The sequence below is a fragment of the Mycobacterium sp. genome, assembly GCF_025933915.1.
Classification (GTDB): Bacteria; Actinomycetota; Actinomycetes; order Mycobacteriales; family Mycobacteriaceae; genus Mycobacterium.
In genome coordinates this window covers 49530-67617 of the sequence record NZ_JAICZA010000005.1, presented here as the reverse complement: position 1 = coordinate 67617, position 18088 = coordinate 49530, and the positions used below count along the sequence as shown (strand labels likewise).

The window sequence follows — 18088 nt, the reverse complement described above, 5'->3', positions numbered from 1 at the left end:
ACGTCGAGCAGACCGTGCACCAATGCACCGACGCCGTAGGCCTGGCCGCCGATCTCCTGCCAGCGCCGGGTCACCTGCGCCATGTCGAAGTCGGGCGTCAGGCGCACGGTGATCAGCCCCTGCGGGAGCACGAAGGCCGAGATGCGATGCATCGACAATTTGCGCGCACGCGTGTCGCCGGCGTCCGTCGCGACGTCCGCGATGTCGGCGGCGTAGACGGTGAAAAAGGTGTGGGTTTCGTACCCGGTGGCTTTGACCCGCTCGGCCGCGGCCACGGCGTCCTCGACCGCCCAGTGGTTCAGGCCGAGTTCGCCGGCCAGGCCGCTCAGCGTGTCGTGGTCGGGATTGCACAGGTCGGCCCACACCAGGGTGTCGCGCTCGGTGAGGTAGTTCGAGACCTTGTCGAACTCGAAATCGCCGTCGAATTCGAAGTCGTCCTGCGCCTTGCCGCCGCGCCACACGCGGCCCTGGATCTGCGGAGCGTTCTGCACCAGGCGATCTTCTCAACCCGCGGACGGCGGCCGGTGCATCACCGTGCCGGGAAGCTCCGCACCGTACTCGATGTCGTCGTAGTCGCGGCCCTTACGCCGACGGCCGCCGCTCGCTCCGCGGCCCGGGCGCATCGGGGCCATCGGGAGCATGGGCGGCTGGGCGCCGCCCGGGGGAAGCGCGGACACCGCGGAGGCGAGCTGCACCGGGGGCTGCGCAGATCCCAACATTCCCACCGTCGCGGGAGGCATGGTCAGGTGGCCCAGCGAAATTCCGACACCCAGCATCGCCCGGGGCGCCAAGGACGACCCCGCGGCGCCGACCGCGCTGACGAGCCGCGCCTCCGCCGATGCCAACGCGGCGGCGCCGTCGGCCAAACCCGGCCCGATGTCGGCGCCCAGCGACGAAAACGCATGGGCGGTCGCGAATTGCGCCCACACCCCGAGGATGTTGACCGGCAACCCGCCCGCGATGGTTTGGTTTCCCCAGGTGCTCCAATATCCGAACCAGCCGTCGTTGGGGTCGAAAGCCGTTGCGGCGGTAGTTCCTTGACCGATCCCCGAGTCGGCTGCCAAGATCTGCGCCCCGGAATTGCTCGCGGTCGTAGCTTGCATCATGGTGGCTTGTGTCGCCACCCCGGACGGGTTGGCCACCTGCGGTGGCGGCGCGAACTGGGGCAGCTTGACAGCGCCCGCCGACGTCGCGGCATAGCGATACATGGCCGCCGCGTTGTTCACCCACATGGTGTGGTACTCGGCTTCGGTTTCGGCGATGGCCGGATAGTTGACCCCGAAGAAGTTCGTGGCCAGCAACATCGCCAAGCGCGCCCGGTTGGCCGCGACCAGCGAGGGATGAACCACCGTCCAGTGGGTCCACTCGAATGCGGCGGCGACGACTTCCACCGACGCGGCGGTCTGCTGACACTGCTGCGCGGTAAGACGCAACCAGGCCAGATAGGGTTCCAGCGCCTGGGCCATGGCCATCGACGACGGACCGTGCCACGTCGTGGACAGCCACGACAACTCCGCGGTGTAACTGCTGGCCGATTGCTCCAGCTCGGCGCTCAATTCCTGCCAGAAGCCAGCGGCTTCGATCAGTGACCAAGCGCCGGGTCCGGAGTGGATCAGCGCCGAGATGATCTCGGGCGGCAGTATCCCAAAATCCATGAACTCTTACCTTGGGGAAGAAGTGGGTGGGGCGAACGCCGCGCGTCGGCGCTGGTGCTGGCCGCCTTGGAGGGACCCGTCGGACTCGACCGACCCGGTGGATGCGAGCGGCGCCCGCAGGCATGCGGCGCCAACGTCAATGTCATCCGGCCGAAGGGTTTCGAGGCATCACTTTGCCCTTGACCTCCCGGCCAACGGCGACGTCCTCGTACTTTTGCTGCTTACGTTTTCGCCAGCCGGTGCCCGCCGAGGCGCTCGGCGGCGGCACCATCATCGGCATCATGGGGAATCCTGTTTCCGCCGCGGGCAGCGGGGACGCCGCGGACGCGAGTTGCACCCCGGTTTGCGTGCCCGGCAGCAGCCCCACCACGGCGGGGGGCGCGGTCAACTTGCCCAGCGAGACGCCGACACCCAACGCCCCAGTCGGCGCCGACGCCCCCGCGCCGATGCCCTTGATCGCGTTGGCCAGCGTGGCCGAGGTCAGTCCCAGACCCTCCGAGAGGCCCGAGCCGATGTCGCCGCCGACGGACGCAACCCCCTGAGCGGTCGCCAACTGGGCCCACACGCCGAGCATGTTGATGGGGAAGCCGGACGAGATGAACTGGTTGCCCCAGGTGCTCGCCCAGCCGAACCAGCCGCTGTTGGGGTCGAAGGTGCTGACGCCCGCGAGGAGGTTCTGCACCCCCAGCGTGTCCTGCACGTTCGGACCGACAGAGTCGTTCGCCGCCATCATCACGGCCGCCTGTTGGTTGGCCGTCCCCTCCGGGTTGGTGATCGCCAGCGGCGAATTGAACTGCGACAATTGCGTGGTCGCCTGCGATGTCGTCGCCTGATAGCGGCTCATCGCCGCCGCGTTGTTCGCCCACATGGTCTGGTATTCGTTTTCGGTCTCGGCGATCGCCGCCGTGTTGCTCCCGAACCGGTTGGTGGCCAGCAGCTGCAGCAGCCGCGTCCGGTTGGCGGTCACGACCGAGGGATGAACCACCGTGGACCGAGTGGCGCTAAACGCCGTGGCCGCGGCGTCCGCCGAGGCGGCCATCTGCGCGGATTGCTGCGCGGTCTCGCGCAGCCACAGCAGGTAGGGCTGGATGGATTGCACCATCGCCATGGCCGACGGGCCGTCCCAGGACTCGATGAGCGAGGACAGCGTCGAGGCATACGTGGAAACCGAATTCTCCAGCTCGACGGCCAGGCGCTGCCAGGCGCCGGCAGCCTCGATCAGCGAGCCCGGCCCGGGCCCGGTGTGGATGAGCGTCGAGGTGACCTCGGGGGGTGCTAGTAGATCCATCACGTCTCACAATGCCCACGCTGAAAACATCTCAGCAAATTTCCGTTGACCAGGCCGCGAAGAAGCCTCAAATTCTGTACGTCGATGCCCGTCACCTGCAATCGGATACCTCCCAGTTCGACTGCCGGCTGCTAGGACACCCTATACCCCCAGCAACGTACCCTCTCCCGTTTGGCGACCGGGGAACTTTGCCCGGCCACCAAACGGGAGAAGGGGCCCTCTATCAGACGGTTGCCGAGGCGCCGCGGTTCACGGCGACGATCCGGTCGCCCCGGAAAGCCCCCGGCTCAGTCGTCGATATGCGTCGGCGGGTCGGCGAAGGCGAAATCCGACGGCCGCTGGTCGGGGCCCATCACGTCGCAGTGCCCGTCGGGCACCAGGTAGGAACTGGCGCCGTTGGGAATCAGGCGGGTGACTGCCACGCAACGCTGCCACGTGCCGTCGGGCTGGACGGGCCCATCGCACTTGCTGAGAACAGGTCCCCCGTACTGGCATCCGGCGTCGGCCGGCGGCGCCGCGGCGACCGGCCCCGCGGCCATCAGCAGGGCTGCCAATCCTCCGACGATGCCGCGCTTCATGGTTGCCTCCCGACGACCCGACCAGCAAACAATGACGCTACCGCGTATGCGCTCGGTTTGCGTAGGGGTCAGCGCAACCAAATACTCATGGGTGGACTCGCCGGCTGACGAACTCGCGGGGCACGCCGGTGCGCGGATCGGTGAACTCGATACGCTGCGCCAGCAATCGCAGCGGCGTGCTGAAGTCATCCGGTGCAACATCAATCACGTTGGGATACAACGGGTCTCCCTCGATCGGGATCCCCAGCGAGGCCATGTGCACGCGCAGCTGGTGGGTGCGTCCGGTGCGGGGCGTCAGCCGGTACAGGCCGTCCGGGGACGACAACTCCACCAGGGTCTCGGCGTTGGGCGCACCCGGCTCGCTGATGGCCTGTAAGTGACCGCGACGCTTGATGATTCGGCTTCTCACCACGCGAGGCAACTCCAGCGCCGCGTCGACGGCCGCCCGGGCCAGATACGTCTTGCGCACCAACCCCCGGGAGAACAGCGTCTGGAACGCCCCGCGCACCTCGCGGCGCGTGGTGAACAGCAGCACCCCGGCGGTCAGCCGGTCCAGCCGGTGCGCCGGGCTCAATTCCGGCAGGCCCAGCTCCCGGCGCAGCCGCACCAGCGCGGTCTGCGCGACGTGGCGTCCGCGCGGCATGGTGGCCAAAAAGTGTGGCTTGTCGACCACCACGATGTCGTCGTCGCGGTACAGCACCGGGATGTCGAAAGGCACGGGCACCTCGTCGGGGAGCTCGCGGTAGAGGTAGACGCTCGCCCCGGCGGGCAGCACGGTGGCGCCATCGATCACCGCGCCGTCGGCGTCCACCACCTCCCCGGCCAGCACCTTCGCGCGGGCCTGCGCGCCGAACCGGCCGGTCAGCTCGGCCAGCACTCCTCCGCCCCGCAGGCGCACCCGCGCCGGGCCGAGTCCGTCGCGCACGGGAAGCGGTGCGGGTCTCAATTGAGCGGGACCGGCTCGAGGATCTCGGCGCGCGCCTCGGGCGCGCTGGCCCGCAACTCGTCCGCCGACACGTCGTCGGGCTGGGCCTGGGACAGGACCTCGGCCTCCACCCGGGCGGTGTAGTTGGCGACCTCACGGTCGATGTCCGCGGCAGACCAACGCAGCACCGGCGCAACCACGTCGGCAACCTCACGGGCGCAGTCGACGCCTCGGTGCGAGTATTCGATCGAAATGCGCATCCGGCGGGCCAGGATGTCCTCCAGATGCAAAGCGCCCTCGGCGCTCACGCCATACAACGCCTCCACCCGCAGGTAGCCCGGCGCCTCCTTGATCGGGTTGAGCAGATCGGGGTTTTCGGCCGCCAGGGCCAGCACGTCACCGATCAGCGACCCGTAGCGGTCCAGCAAGTGACGCACCCGGTAGGGATGCAACCCCTGCAGTTCGGCGACGTGTTCGGCCTGGTTGATCAGCGCGAAGTAACCGTCGGCGCCCATCAGGCTGACCCTCTCGGTGATCGACGGAGCCACCCGGGCCGGAATGAATTGGGCCGCAGCGTCAATCGCGTCGGCGGACATCACCCGGTAGGTGGTGTACTTGCCGCCCGCGATGGCCACCAGGCCCGGCGCGGGCACCGCCACGGCGTGCTCCCGGGACAGCTTCGAGGTCTCCTCGCTCTCCCCGGCCAGCAGCGGCCGCAGCCCCGCGTACACCCCGTCGATGTCGGCATGGGTCAGCGGGATGGCCAGCACGGTATTCACCGTCTGCAGGATGTAGTCGATGTCGGCCTTGGTGGCCGCGGGGTGAGCCAGGTCGAGATCCCAGTCGGTGTCGGTGGTTCCGATGATCCAGTGGTTTCCCCACGGAATGACGAACATCACCGACTTCTCCGTGCGCAGGATGATCGCGACGTCACTGACGATGCGGTCGCGCGGAACCACCACGTGCACGCCCTTGGATGCCCGCACCTGAAATCGCCCGCGCTGCTTGGACAATGCCTGGATCTCGTCGGTCCACACGCCGGTGGCGTTGACCACGACGTGGCCGCGGACCTCGGTGATTGCGCCGTCCTCGGAGTCGCGGACCCGCACCCCGGTCACCCGATCACCCTCGCGCAGCAGGGCGACGACCTGGGTGGAGGTCCGCACCACCGCGCCGTAGTGCGCCGCGGTGCGCGCGACGGTCATGGTGTGCCGAGCGTCGTCGACAACGGTGTCGTAGTAACGGATTCCACCGATCAAGGAGCTGCGCTTGAGGCCGGGGCTCAACCGCAATGCGCCGGCGCGGGTTAAATGCTTTTGCGCCGGAACAGATTTCGCGCCACCCATCCGGTCGTAGAGAAAAATGCCGGCGGCGATGTACGGACGTTCCCACACGCGGTTGGTCAGCGGAAACAAAAACGGCATCGGCTTGACCAGGTGCGGCGCCAGCGCGGTCAGCGACAGCTCACGCTCGTAGAGCGCCTCGCGCACCAGACCGAACTCCAGTTGTTCGAGGTAGCGCAGGCCGCCGTGGAACATCTTCGACGAGCGGCTCGAGGTGCCCGAGGCGAAATCGCGCGCTTCCACCAGCGCCACCTTGAGACCGCGGGTCGCGGCGTCCAGCGCGCAGCCCGAACCCACCACGCCGCCGCCGATCACCACCACGTCGAACTGCTCGGCGCCGAGCCGTTCCCAGGCCAGCGCGCGTTGCCGCGGTCCCAACGTGGAAGCCGCCCAGGTCTGCGCGCTCTCCGGTGCCTGAATCGGGTTGCTCACGGCAGAGGACTCCTCACTGAACAAACTCCCGTCGGTTACTCGTCAGTAGGGACGTGCTGCACCAAGGCTAACTAGTCCAGATCGTCATGGGCCATCAGCCGTCGCGCCGCCTCGGTGATCGAGCCGGACAGCGACGGGTACACCGCGAGCGTCTGCGCCAACTCGTTGACGGTGATGCGGTTCTGCACGGCCACGGCGATCGGCAGGATCAGCTCGGAGGCGATCGGCGCCACCACCACGCCGCCGATGACCACACCGGTGGACTTGCGGCAGAACATTTTCACGAAGCCCTGCCGCAACCCCGACATCTTTGCCCGCGCATTGGTGCGCAACGGCAGCATGATGGTGCGCGCCGCCACCGAGCCGTCGTCGATCATCGTTTGCGGCACACCGACGGCCGCGATCTCGGGCCTGGTGAACACCGTCGCCGCCACCGTGCGCAGCCGGATCGGGCTGACGCCTTCGCCCAGCGCGTGATACATCGCGATGCGGCCCTGCATGGCGGCGACCGAGGCCAGCGGCAACAGGCCGGTGCAATCCCCGGCGGCGTAGATGCCGGTCACCGATGTCCGCGACACCCGGTCCACGGTCAGATAGCCGCCGCGGCGCAGCTCGATGCCGACCCGTTCCAGGCCCAGGCCGTCGGTGTTGGGCACCGATCCGATGGTCATCAGGGCGTGGCTGCCCTCCACGGTGCGCCCATCGGCCAGGGTGACCAGCACACCGTCCCCGGTGCGGGTGACCGACGCGGCGCGGGCGTTCTTCACCAACTGCACACCGCGTTCGGAGAACGCCGCTTCCAGCACCCGCGCGGCGTCGGCGTCCTCGTAGGGCAGCACCCGGTCACGGCTGGCGACCACTGTCACCGGCACGCCCAATTCGGTGTAGGCGTGCACGAACTCGGCGCCGGTGACCCCCGACCCGACGACGATGAGATGCTCGGGCAGCGCCTCGAGGTCGTAGAGCTGGCGCCAGGTCAGGATGCGCTCACCGTCGGGCTGGGCCGATGGCAGCACCCGCGGGCTGGCGCCGGTGGCGATCAGCACCACGTCGGCCTCGTACTCGCTGGTGACGGGGCCGTCGGGCCCCGGATCGGAATGGGTTGCCCTGATGTTGTGCCGGGCCAGCCCGGGCGTGGGGTCGATCAGCTCGCCGCGGCCGGCCACCACGTGCACACCCACGCTGAGCAGCTGGTCGGTGATGTCGGCCGACTGCTCGGTGGCGAGTTGCTTGACCCGGGCGTGAATCTGCGGCAGCGAGAGCTTGGCGTCGTCGATGTCGATCTCGAACCCCAGCCGCGGGGCCCGGCGCAGCTCGGTGCGCAGCCAGGTCGACGCGATGAACGTCTTGGACGGCACGCAGTCGTCCAGGACGGCCGCCCCGCCGATGCCCTCGGAGTCGATGACGGTCACATGGGCGGCGTCGGGCTGTTCCGGGCGCAGCGTCGCGGCCACCAGCGCGGCTTCGTAACCGGCCGGGCCTCCCCCGAGGATCACGATGCGCGTCGCCACGACTCCTAACCTAACGAAGCCGGCCGAACCCCGCGCGACGCTCAGGGGAAGACCGGGCCAGCCCGGACGTCTAAGCTTTCCCCGTGCCGCTCTACGCCGCGTACGGGTCGAACATGGATCCCGAGCAGATGCTCAAGCGCGCACCCCATTCGCCGATGGCCGGAACGGGCTGGCTGCACGGGTGGCGGTTGACGTTCGGCGGCGAGGACATCGGCTGGGAGGGCGCGCTGGCCACCGTCGTCGAGGACCCGGGTGCCAAGGTGTTCGTCGTCCTTTACGACATGACACCGGCGGACGAGAACAACCTCGACCGCTGGGAGGGCTCGGAGTTCGGCGTTCACCAGAAGATCCGGTGCCGGGTCGAGCGCATCTCGTCGGACACCACCACCGACCCTGTCCTGGCGTGGCTGTACGTCCTGGACGCGTGGGAGGGCGGACTGCCGTCGGCCCGATACCTGGGTGTCATGGCGGACGCGGCCGAAATCGCCGGAGCGCCAAGCGATTACGTGCACAGCCTGCGCACCCGCCCGGCCCGCAACATCGGCCCGGGGACTTCGACGTAACCCCCGCGAGCGTGCGTGTTTGCACGCCGACACGCCGAAATGTGTGGCATTCTGTGCACCCTCACGACCGCATCAGGCGGCTCGTCGTAGCTGCCTCTCGAGCCGGCGGAGAAGTTCGCCGGGCCGGTGTCTGACGTCCTCGGCGATGATGGGCACTATCAACCACCCCAGCTCTTGGAGAGCGGACGAGCGTCGGCGGTCCCGGACAAAGGCATCCGGCCCGCTGTGCCATTCGACGCCGTCGTACTCGGCCGCGACACGAAGTTCGGGCCAGGCGAAATCGAGCCGCCACACGCACCCCTGCAAGTCGACGACCTCATACTGCAGGACCGGCGACGGCATGCCGCCGTCGATCATGACGAGCCGTGCCTCGCTTTCCATGGGGGACTCCGCGAACGGCGAGGCCACGGCGAGCAACTCACGCGCGGTGACGACGCCGCGACGCCCGGACTGCTGCTCGACTGACCGCCGCAACTCGTCGCGACCGCACGTGCCGCTGCGCAGGGCTGCGTCCAGTGTCGCCAGCGCTCGGGCGCGGCGCAGCCCGCGCGCCACTTCGATCGCCGTCCACGCGGGTGCGGTGGCTGGCCGTCCTGCGACCATGGTCAACGGTGCGCCGTCGCCCCTATGCACGATCAGGCCGTCGGTCGACCGCAAGTGGCGGGCCCCCGGATTGAGCACATGCAGGTCTGCGGTTCGTTCGGTGTCGAAGCCGTACGCGGCGGCGGCGGTGCCCATACACACCGCGACAGTCGTCCCGGTTGCCAAGTCCAACCCGCGCAATCGTAGTGCGGTGGTCATTTTCCCGCGCCCGTATACGCCATACCAAACCTTGTGCAGCACACCGGTATTCACGTGCGCCTCCAGCCCGCGGCGGGTGAGGATCGACAGCGCCTGGGCGGAGGTGACCACACCACCTTGCGCGTCGAGCAGTCGGTCGAGCTCCGCATGCACGCCGGCCATCGTCGAGGCACGTCGGGGATGCCGGCAAATCACCCCTGTGGGCAGCGCCGAGCGTGCGCAGAATGCCACTCGATCCGGCGTGTCGGCGTGCAAACACGCACGCTCGCCCGGGGGTTAGAACAGCGCCGACTGCTCGACGATGTTGGCCATCACCCGCACCCCGATCGCCAGGGCCCGCTCGTCGAGATTGAACGTCGGCTGATGCAGGTCAAGCTGTGGTCCGATGCCCGGCCAGACCCCCAACCGGGCCATCGCGCCGGGGATCTCCTCCAAGTACCAGGAGAAGTCCTCGCCGCCTCCGGACTGGCGGGTGTCGGCCAGCGCGTCGGGGCCGACGGCTTCGATCGCGTGGGTGAGAATGCGCGTCGAGACGTCCTCGTTGACCACCGGCGGCACACCGCGCCGGTATTGCAGCGTGTGTTCGATGCCCAGCGGCGCGAGCAGCCCGGACACGGCCTCGCGGATGATCTCCTCCAGCCCCACCCAGGTCTGCCGACTAGCGGTGCGCACGGTGCCGGCCAGCACGCCGCTCTGGGGGATGGCGTTGGCTGCCACGCCGGCGTTGACCGCGCCCCACACCAGGATGGTGCCGTTGCGCGGGTCGATGCGCCGGGACAACACCCCGGGCAGCCCGGTGATCAGCGTGCCGAGCCCGTACACCAAATCGGCGGTCAGGTGCGGCCGCGAGGTGTGCCCGCCGGGTGAATACAGCGTGATCTCGATCTGGTCGGCCGCCGAGGTGATGGGGCCGTGCCGGACCGCGATCTTGCCGACCTCCAGCCGGGGATCGCAGTGCAGGGCGAAGATCCGAGACACGCCGCTGATCGCGCCGGCCGCGATGGCGTCGATTGCCCCGCCGGGCATCAATTCCTCGGCGGCCTGGAAGAGCAACCGCACCCCGACCGGCAGCTCGGGCACCGACGCCAGGACCAGGGCGGTCCCCAGCAGGATGGCGGTGTGTGCGTCATGCCCGCAGGCGTGCGCCACGCCTGCCATGGTGGACGCGTAGGGGGCACCGGTGCGTTCGGCCATCGGCAGGGCGTCCATGTCGGCCCGCAGCGCGATCCGGGGCTCATGTTCGGGGCCGATGTCGCAGACCAGTCCGGTTCCGCCGGGCAAAACCTTCGGGTTGAGTCCCGCTTCGGCCAACCGTTCGGCAACGAACTGGGTGGTGGCGTACTCCTGCCGCCCCAACTCGGGGTAGCGGTGAATGTGCCTGCGCCATTCGACCAGGTCTGCGTGGTGTGCACCCAGCCAGGATTCGGCGGTGTCGGCGAGGCTCATGCGTGCGCCCCGTCGCGTCTGCGTTCGTGCGCCGCCATGACCCGGTCGCGTTCGGCGGGCGTTTGGGCCAGCTGGACGACCGTGCGCGCCAGCATGATCGCGCCCTCGACGACCGCGCGGTCGGCGCTGGGGCCGGCCGCGGCGTCGGCGAAGGCCCGCTGGTGAACGGTGGCCCCGCCGGCGTCGACCCCGACCACCGGGTGGATGCCCGGCAACGCTTGGGTCACGTTGCCCATGTCGGTGCTGCCCATGGGCAGCGCCGCTTCGAATTCGCGGGCCACCGGTTCGCGGCCGAGCCGGCGCATCTCCTCGCGAAAGATGTCGGCCAGCCATTGGTCGGGGTGGAGTTCGTCGTACGCGGGTGCCGGGTTGGCGATTTCGTATTCGCAACCGGTGGCCAGCGCGCCCGCGGCGAAGCATGCGTAGATCCGGCCCTCCAGCTGCCGCAGCGAATCCGATTCGGTCGCCCGCATCGCGTACTGCAGGGTCGCGTGGCCGGGGATGACGTTGACCGCCTGCCCGCCGTCGGTGACGATCCCGTGCACCAGTTGCCCGGGCGCCAGTTGCTGGCGCAGCAGCCCGATCGCCACCTGCGCGACGGTGACGGCGTCGACGGCGTTGACGCCCAGGTGCGGCGCGACGGCGGCATGCGATTCCTTGCCGAGGTATTTCACCGTTGCCTCGGACAGCGCCAGTGAGCGGGCGGCGGCGATGTCGGCCGGCCCGGGATGCAGCATCACCGCCGCGGCGATGTCGTCGAACACCCCGGCCCGCAGCAACAGCGCCTTGCCGCCGCCGGCCTCCTCGGCGGGGGTCCCCAGCAGCGCCACCCGCAAGCCCAGGTCGTCGGCCACCTCGGCCAGCGCCAGCGCGGTGCCCACCGCCGACGCCGCGATGATGTTGTGGCCGCAGGCATGCCCGATCTCGGGCAGCGCGTCGTATTCGGCACACACCCCGACGGTCAGGGGCCCGCTGCCGAAGTCGGCGCGAAAGGCGGTGTCCAGACCGCCGGCGGCCGCGGTGATCTCGAAGCCGCGTTCGGCGACCAGTGCCTGCGCCTTGGCGCAACTGCGGTGCTCGGCGAACGCCAGCTCAGGCTCGGCGTGAATGGCGTGAGACAACTCGACGAGGTCGGCGCCGCGCCGCCGCACGACAGCCTCGACGCTGTCCAACGGGCTATCTGACGCGGCGGTTAGCACTCTCGCAGTATGTCACTGACCGACCGAGCGCCCTGAGGGCCTGAAGGGCTACACCCGCCCGGCGATGAATCCCGCCGCCTGGTCGGGATAGGGCGGTACGGAGTAGTCGTGGTGTGCATCCCGGTCGCGACCGCCGACGACGCAGACGGGATCGCCCTCGCTGCACAGATCGATGGCGCGGCCGGCGAACGCACCCGTCGACGACAGGGGCGTGTTGAAGCGGTTGCCGGGATTGCCGAACACCGCGACGGCCCTGATCTTGTTGGCCAGGCCGGGATCCAGCGCGGGTGCCGACCCGAAGTTGCCGATGCGCTGGCCGACGGGCGGCACGCCGGCGAGCATCGAGACCGCGGCGGCACCCTGCGAAAAGCCGCCGAGCACCAGCCGCGTCGACGGACACTGGTCGACCATCTCCGCGATGTGATCACGTGCGTCGTTGGCGGCGTCGGCGGTAGTCAGGAAGTTGTAGCTGGCCGGATAGTTCACCGCATAGGAGTCGACGGTGCGCGACCCCAAGGCGGGTTGCAGGGCGGCGAACAGCGCGTCGCCCACCATCCCCAGGCCGGGCGGCTCGGCGGTGCCGCGGGCGAAGATGAGTTGGACAGCCGGACAGTCGGCGGCCGCCGTCGGCGCCGGTCCGAATGTGATCGAAACCACTGACAGCACAACAGCAACCGTTATCCCAATGACCGGGCCAGCCGCCGGCCATCTACGAAGATTCATACGCCAGATCTTGACATAATCCCGGCGGAGGCCGTCGCCGGGATAGGCCCGATCGCCCGACTCCTCACCCGCACCGGGCTAGACCCGATCGCCCGACTCCTCACTCGCGCCTCACCGGCGCTCGCCGTCGCCGGGCTAGGCTCCTTCCCTGTGGCCGAAACCCCGTCCGACCCAGGCGACCTCGCTCGCAGGGCCGCCGCGGTCATCGCTGAGCGCACCGGAATCGCCGAGCATGACGTCGCCATCGTCCTCGGCTCGGGATGGTCGCCGGCGGTCGCGGCGCGCGGCACGCCGACCGCCGTGCTGCCCCAAGCCGACCTGCCCGGGTTCCGGCCGCCCACCGCGATGGGGCACACCGGCGAGCTGTTGTCGATGCGCATCGGCGCACACCGGGTGTTGGTGCTGGTCGGCCGCATCCACGCCTACGAGGGCCACGACCTGTGCCACATCGTGCATCCCGTACGGGCGGCCTGCGCGGCCGGCGTGCGCGCGGTCGTGCTCACCAACGCGGCGGGCGGACTGCGCCCGGACATGGCGGTCGGCGAACCGGTGTTGATCAGCGACCATCTGAACCTGACCGCGCGTTCCCCGCTGGTCGGCCCGCAATTCGTCGACCTGACCGACGCCTACTCCCCACGGCTGCGCGAATTCGCCCGCCAGGCCGACCCGACGCTGACCGAGGGCGTCTACGCCGGCCTGCCCGGCCCGCACTACGAGACTCCCGCGGAAATCCGGATGCTGCGGACGCTGGGCGCCGATCTGGTGGGCATGTCGACGGTGCACGAGACCATCGCGGCGCGGGCGGCCGGCGCCGAGGTGCTCGGGGTGTCGCTGGTGACCAATTTGGCAGCCGGCATCGGCGGCGAGCCGCTGAGCCACGTCGAGGTGCTCTCCGCCGGTGCCGCGTCCGCCAGCCGGATGGGCGCCCTGCTCGCCCTGATCCTCGAGCGGCTGCCCCGGTTTTAGGGCCATGACGCCCGAGGAGTGGATCGCCCACGACCCCGACCCACGGACGGCCGCCGAGCTCGCCGCGTGCGACCCCAACGAACTCGCCGCGCGCTTCGCCCATCCCCTGACGTTCGGCACCGCGGGTCTGCGTGGCCCGGTGCGCGGCGGCCCCGACGCCATGAACGTCGCGGTGGTGTCGCGGGCCACCTGGGCGGTGGCACAGGTACTCAAGCGGTGCGCCCCGGCCGGCGCGCAGGTGATCGTGGGGCGAGACGCCCGGCACGGCTCAGCGATATTCGCCACGGTGACCGCCGAAGTGCTTGCCGATCAAGGGTTTTCGGTACTTCTTCTGCCGGGTGCGGTGCCCACTCCGGTGGTCGCGTTCGCGGTGCGGCACACCGGCGCGCTCGCGGGGATCCAGATCACGGCCTCGCATAACCCGCCGGCCGACAACGGCTACAAGGTGTATGCCGACGGCGGTATCCAGATCGTCTCCCCCACCGACCGCGAGATCGAGGCCGCGATGGCCGACGCACCGCCGGCCGACCACATCGGCAGGACACCGGTCGAACCCGCACAGGCCGACCTGGTCGAGCGCTACATCGAGCGTGCCGCCGGCCTGCGGCGCGGCACCGGTTCGGCGAGGGTGGCCCTCACGCCGCTGCACGGGGTGGGCGGCGCGGTGGCCGTGGAGACATTGCACCGCGCCGGGTTCACCCGGGTGCACACCGTCGCCGCACAATTCGCACCCGACCCGGACTTTCCCACCGTCGCGTTCCCCAACCCCGAGGAGCCCGGCGCCGCCGATGCGTTGCTGGGCCTGGCCGCGGACGTGGGTGCCGACGTGGCGATCGCGCTGGACCCCGACGCAGACCGATGCGCCGTCGGCATTCCCGACGGGTCGGGATGGCGCATGCTGTCTGGCGACGAAACCGGTTGGCTGCTAGGCGATTACCTCCTTTCCCAGCCGCAGCGTGCCGAAACGCCGGTGGTGGCCAGCACGGTGGTGTCCTCGCGCATGCTGTCGGCCATCGCCGCGCACCACGGCGCCGTCCATGTCGAAACGCTCACCGGATTCAAATGGCTGGCGCGCGCCGACGCGGAGGTGCCCGGCGGCACCCTGGTGTACGCCTACGAGGAGGCGATCGGGCACTGCGTCGACCCGGCCGCGGTGCGCGACAAGGACGGCATCGGCGCCGCGGTGCTGGTGTGCGACCTGGTCTCCGCGCTGCTGCGCCAAGGCCGTTCGGTTGTCGACCTGCTCGACGAGCTGGCCCGCCGTTACGGGGTGCACGACGTCGCCGCGGTGTCGCGGCGGGTCGCCGACGCCGCCGAGGCCGCCGTCCTGATGCGCCGGCTGCGGACCACCCCGCCGGCGACACTGGCCGGGTTCGCCGCGCACCTCACCGACATCACCGACGCGCTGATCTTCACCGGCGGCGACGACGATACGTCGGTCAGGCTGGTGGTGCGGCCCTCCGGGACCGAGCCGAAGCTGAAGTGCTACTTGGAGATTCGCTGCGCGCCTGGCGGCGATCTGGATTCTTCGCGCCGGCGCGCCGGCGCCCTGCGCGCGGAGCTGGTCGCTGCGGTACGGGGCTGGTGAACAGGTTGGGCCCGAATTGGCGGTCACCGGCATCGCCGAGGCCCGGCACGATATAGGCCGACTTGTTGAGACCCTTGTCGACCGCAGCGGTGAAGACTCGCGCGTTCGGCGCCGCTTTCCGCACCGCCGCAAGGCCTTCCGGTGCGGCCACCACACACAGCACGGTGATATCCGTCGCACCGCGGCGCTGGAGCAGGCCGATGGTGTGCGCCATCGACCCGCCGGTGGCCAGCATGGGGTCAAGGACCAGCACCGGCCTGCGCGCAAGTTTGTCCGGCAGCGCCTCGAGATACGGGACCGGCAGGTGGGTTTCCTCGTCGCGGGCGACCCCGACGAAGCCCACCTCCGCCTCGGGTATCGCCGCCTGTGCGGCCTCGACCATGCCCAGCCCGGCCCGCAGCACCGGAACCAGTAGCGGCGCATTGACCAGCCGCGTCCCAGCCGCCGCGGCCACCGGGGTCCGGATCTTGACCGGCTTGCACGGCGCCACCCGGCTGGCTTCGTACATCAACATCAGCGTGAGCTCGCGCAGCGCGGCCCGAAACCCGGCGTTGTCGGTGCGTTCGTCACGCAGCACCGTCAGCCGGGCCGCGACCAACGGGTGGTCGATCACGCACACGTCCATCCCATGAAGGGTATATAACGATCGGGCAAAGCCCTTCTGACACGCTCGCGCTCATCCCGGGCATCGCCTACGCCGGTTCGTATACTCCCGGGGTGTCGCGCGAAACTCGAAGTCCGAGAAGGCTGCTCGGCAGGGCGCACCGCCTACTGCTGGCGCTCGGCGTGGTGGCCGTGGTCGGACTGGCGGCAAGCCCGCTGACCCCGCGCATAGGCCTTGCGGCAGCGGCCGTTCCGCAACCGGCGCACATCGTGATCGTGGTGGAGGAAAACCGTTCCGAAAACGGCATCATCGGCAACAAGTCGGCGCCCTTCATCACCTCCCTGGCCGCGAACGGCGCCAACATGACGCAGTCGTACGCCGAAACACACCCCAGCGAACCGAATTACCTGGCGCTGTTCGCCGGCAACACATTCGGGGTGACCAAGGACCTGTGCCCGGTCAACGCCGGCGCCGCACCCAACCTCGGATCCGAGTTACTGGCCGCGGGCCACACGTTCGTCGGCTTCGCCGAAGGCCTGCCGGCGGTCGGCTCACCGGTCTGCACCGCGGGCAAGTACGCGCGCAAGCACGTGCCGTGGACCAACTTCACCAACGTGCCGGCGGCGAACTCGTTGCCGTTTTCCGCGTTCCCGATGGGCAACTACGCCAGCCTCCCGACCGTGTCGTTCGTCATCCCCAACAACGACAACAACATGCACGACGGCTCCATCGCACAGGCCGACGCCTGGCTGAACCGCCAGCTGTCCGGCTACGCCAATTGGGCGGTGGCCAACAACAGCCTGCTGATCCTGACGTTCGACGAGGACGATAACGGCAGCCGCAACCAGATCCCCACGGTGTTCTATGGCGCCCACGTCCGCCCCGGCAACTACAGCGAGCAGATCAACCACTACAACGTGCTGTCCACGGTGGAACAGATGTACGGGCTGCCCAAGACGGGCTACGCCGCCAACGCCGCGCCCATCACCGACATCTGGGGCTGAGCGCCACTACCTTGATCGCCACTACCTTGATGGTGGCGACCCGCTTCACCCGGCCACACCGCGCTCGCGATCGCCACTACCTTGATGGTGGCGACGGCACGTTCGCCCGTCGTCGCTATTGTGTGCCGCATGGCTGCTGACCTCGTGCCCATTCGCCTGAGCCTGTCCGCCGGTGACCGCTACACCGTGTGGGCGCCCCGCTGGCGCGACGCCGGCGACGAGTGGGAGGCGTTCCTGGGCAAGGACGAGGACCTGTTCGTCTTCACCTCCGTGGCCGACCTGGTCGCATTCGTGCGGTCGGACACCGACAACGATCTGACCGACCATCCGGCATGGAAGGCCCTGACCTCGGCGCACGCGCACGACTTCGAACCCGCTGAGGACAAGCAGTTCGATCTGGTCGCCGTCGAGGAGCTGGTGTCGGAGAAGCCCACCGCTGAGTCGGTGGCCGCACTGGCGGGCACGCTGGCCATCGTCTCGTCCATCGGATCGGTGTGCGAGCTGGCGGCGGTGTCGAAGTTCTTCAACGGCAACCCCAGCCTGGGCACCGTGTCGGGCGGGTTCGAGCACTTCACCGGCAAGGCCGGCGCCAAACGCTGGCATTCGATCGCCGAGGTCATCGGGCGCAGCTGGGACGACGTGCTCGGCGCGATCGACGACATCGCCACCACCCCCGAGGTCGATGACGCGCTGTCGGAAAAGGCCGCCGACGAACTGGCCGAGGAGCGCGACGAAGACGAAGTCGACGAAGCCGGCACCGAAGACGCCGCCGCCGACACCGACACCCCCGAGGAATCCGAGGACGACGAAGGCGAGGACGAGGACACCGCCGACGCCGACCACCAGACGGCCGGCGACAGCGCGGTGCTGGGCGGCGACAAGGACTTCTGGCTGCAGGTGGGCATCGACCCGATCCGGATCATGACGAGCTCGGGCACCCTCTACACACTGCGCTGCTACCTCGACGACCAGCCGATCTTCCTGGGCCGCAACGGACGGATCAGCGTGTTCACGTCCGAGCGCGCGCTGGCCCGCTACCTGGCCGACGAGCACGACCACGACCTGTCCGATCTGAGCACCTATGACGACATCCGCACCGCCGCCACCGACGGTTCCCTGGCGGTGGAGATCACCGACGACAACGTCTACGTGCTCAGCGGCCTGGCCGACGACCTCGCCGACGGGCCGGACGCCGTGGACCGGGAGCAACTGGAGCTGGCCGTCGAGGTGCTCCGTGACATCGGCGACTACTCCGAGGATCCCGCGGTCGACAAGGCGCTGGAAACCAACAGGCCGCTGGGCAAGCTGGTGGCCGCCGTGCTCGAGCCCGACTCGGTCACCACGCCGTCGCCCCCCTACGCCGCGGCGGTACGCGAGTGGGAGAAATTGGAGCAATTCGTCGAGGGGCGGCTCCGCCGCGAATAGGGTGCGCCCGACGCCTCAGGTTTGACGGGTCCCCGAG

Annotated in this window: 16 protein-coding genes and 1 pseudogene; 5 read left to right on the top strand and 12 right to left on the bottom strand. The window is 69.4% G+C overall.

Going from position 1 to position 18088, the window contains the following annotated elements:
- The 7 genes from Q0W90_RS01595 to Q0W90_RS01565 form a co-directional block, all read right to left on the bottom strand.
- The coding region (locus tag Q0W90_RS01595) for a CorA family divalent cation transporter (protein WP_297772810.1) at positions 1–491 on the bottom strand (491 nt) is incomplete at its 3' end.
- A gap of 12 nt (positions 492–503) precedes the next feature.
- On the bottom strand, positions 504–1655 hold the full coding sequence (locus tag Q0W90_RS01590; protein WP_297595787.1) for a PPE family protein: 1152 nt from the start codon (positions 1653–1655) through the stop codon (positions 504–506).
- A gap of 142 nt (positions 1656–1797) precedes the next feature.
- On the bottom strand, positions 1798–2943 hold the full coding sequence (locus tag Q0W90_RS01585; protein WP_297772808.1) for a PPE family protein: 1146 nt from the start codon (positions 2941–2943) through the stop codon (positions 1798–1800).
- A gap of 287 nt (positions 2944–3230) precedes the next feature.
- Positions 3231–3521 (bottom strand): hypothetical protein, encoded by a 291-nt coding sequence (locus Q0W90_RS01580; protein WP_297595789.1) that lies wholly within the window; start codon positions 3519–3521, stop codon positions 3231–3233.
- Positions 3522–3606: 85 nt separating this feature from the next.
- A complete protein-coding gene (locus Q0W90_RS01575; protein ID WP_297697356.1) occupies positions 3607–4467 on the bottom strand; it encodes a pseudouridine synthase in 861 nt (286 codons plus the stop codon).
- Positions 4464–6221, bottom strand: a complete 1758-nt coding sequence (locus Q0W90_RS01570; protein WP_297595792.1) for a glycerol-3-phosphate dehydrogenase/oxidase — start codon at positions 6219–6221, stop codon at positions 4464–4466. Before Q0W90_RS01570 ends, Q0W90_RS01575 begins: the two co-directional genes overlap by 4 nt.
- A gap of 71 nt (positions 6222–6292) precedes the next feature.
- Entirely contained in the window at positions 6293–7732 is a 1440-nt protein-coding gene (locus tag Q0W90_RS01565) for an NAD(P)H-quinone dehydrogenase (RefSeq protein ID WP_297772806.1), read from the bottom strand.
- 83 nt (positions 7733–7815) lie between these two features.
- On the opposite strand from Q0W90_RS01565, the gene Q0W90_RS01560 reads away from it, so the two are divergent.
- The gene (locus tag Q0W90_RS01560) at positions 7816–8295 is read left to right on the top strand and encodes a gamma-glutamylcyclotransferase (protein WP_297595794.1); all 480 of its coding nucleotides are present in this window, start codon (positions 7816–7818) and stop codon (positions 8293–8295) included.
- A 72-nt stretch (positions 8296–8367) separates the two neighbouring features.
- Here the strand turns inward: Q0W90_RS01560 and Q0W90_RS01555 are convergent, their stop codons facing one another.
- The 4 genes from Q0W90_RS01555 to Q0W90_RS01540 all read right to left on the bottom strand — a co-directional run bounded on the left by Q0W90_RS01555 (position 8368) and on the right by Q0W90_RS01540 (position 12404).
- Positions 8368–9249: a hypothetical protein gene (locus Q0W90_RS01555; protein WP_297595798.1), complete on the bottom strand. Its 882-nt coding sequence runs from the start codon at positions 9247–9249 to the stop codon at positions 8368–8370.
- 123 nt (positions 9250–9372) lie between these two features.
- Entirely contained in the window at positions 9373–10542 is a 1170-nt protein-coding gene (locus tag Q0W90_RS01550; RefSeq protein ID WP_297595795.1) for an amidohydrolase, read from the bottom strand.
- Positions 10539–11741: a M20 family metallopeptidase gene (locus tag Q0W90_RS01545; protein ID WP_297595796.1), complete on the bottom strand. Its 1203-nt coding sequence runs from the start codon at positions 11739–11741 to the stop codon at positions 10539–10541. The genes Q0W90_RS01550 and Q0W90_RS01545 overlap by 4 nt, the downstream gene beginning before the upstream one ends.
- A gap of 48 nt (positions 11742–11789) precedes the next feature.
- Entirely contained in the window at positions 11790–12404 is a 615-nt protein-coding gene (locus Q0W90_RS01540) for a cutinase family protein (protein WP_297697381.1), read from the bottom strand.
- A gap of 210 nt (positions 12405–12614) precedes the next feature.
- Between Q0W90_RS01540 and Q0W90_RS01535 the strand changes: the two genes are divergently transcribed.
- Together Q0W90_RS01535 and Q0W90_RS01530 are read left to right on the top strand one after the other, a co-directional pair.
- The gene (locus tag Q0W90_RS01535) at positions 12615–13430 is read left to right on the top strand and encodes a purine-nucleoside phosphorylase (protein ID WP_297772803.1); all 816 of its coding nucleotides are present in this window, start codon (positions 12615–12617) and stop codon (positions 13428–13430) included.
- Between the two features lie 4 nt (positions 13431–13434).
- Positions 13435–15018 (top strand): phospho-sugar mutase, encoded by a 1584-nt coding sequence (locus Q0W90_RS01530; protein WP_297697358.1) that lies wholly within the window; start codon positions 13435–13437, stop codon positions 15016–15018.
- Positions 15019–15025: 7 nt separating this feature from the next.
- Here the strand turns inward: Q0W90_RS01530 and upp are convergent.
- A pseudogene (gene upp, locus Q0W90_RS01525) lies at positions 15026–15643 on the bottom strand (uracil phosphoribosyltransferase); the annotation flags it as partial.
- 164 nt (positions 15644–15807) lie between these two features.
- On the opposite strand from upp, the gene Q0W90_RS01520 reads away from it, so the two are divergent.
- Positions 15808–16626, top strand: coding sequence for an alkaline phosphatase family protein (locus Q0W90_RS01520; protein WP_297697382.1), 819 nt, complete (start codon positions 15808–15810; stop codon positions 16624–16626).
- 129 nt (positions 16627–16755) lie between these two features.
- Positions 16756–18051 (top strand): primosomal protein, encoded by a 1296-nt coding sequence (locus tag Q0W90_RS01515; RefSeq protein WP_297772801.1) that lies wholly within the window; start codon positions 16756–16758, stop codon positions 18049–18051.
- The last annotated feature ends 37 nt before the right edge of the window (positions 18052–18088 follow it).

Excerpts from the sequence above, each read along its gene's own strand:
- Q0W90_RS01590 (WP_297595787.1), bottom strand. The coding sequence starts at position 1,655 with ATGGATTTTGGGATACTGCCGCCCGAGATCATCTCGGCGCTGATCCAC.
- Q0W90_RS01585 (WP_297772808.1), bottom strand. The coding sequence starts at position 2,943 with ATGGATCTACTAGCACCCCCCGAGGTCACCTCGACGCTCATCCACACC.
- Q0W90_RS01580 (WP_297595789.1), bottom strand. The coding sequence starts at position 3,521 with ATGAAGCGCGGCATCGTCGGAGGATTGGCAGCCCTGCTGATGGCCGCG.
- Q0W90_RS01550 (WP_297595795.1), bottom strand. The coding sequence starts at position 10,542 with ATGAGCCTCGCCGACACCGCCGAATCCTGGCTGGGTGCACACCACGCA.
- Q0W90_RS01530 (WP_297697358.1), top strand. The coding sequence starts at position 13,435 with ATGACGCCCGAGGAGTGGATCGCCCACGACCCCGACCCACGGACGGCC.
- Q0W90_RS01515 (WP_297772801.1), top strand. The coding sequence starts at position 16,756 with ATGGCTGCTGACCTCGTGCCCATTCGCCTGAGCCTGTCCGCCGGTGAC.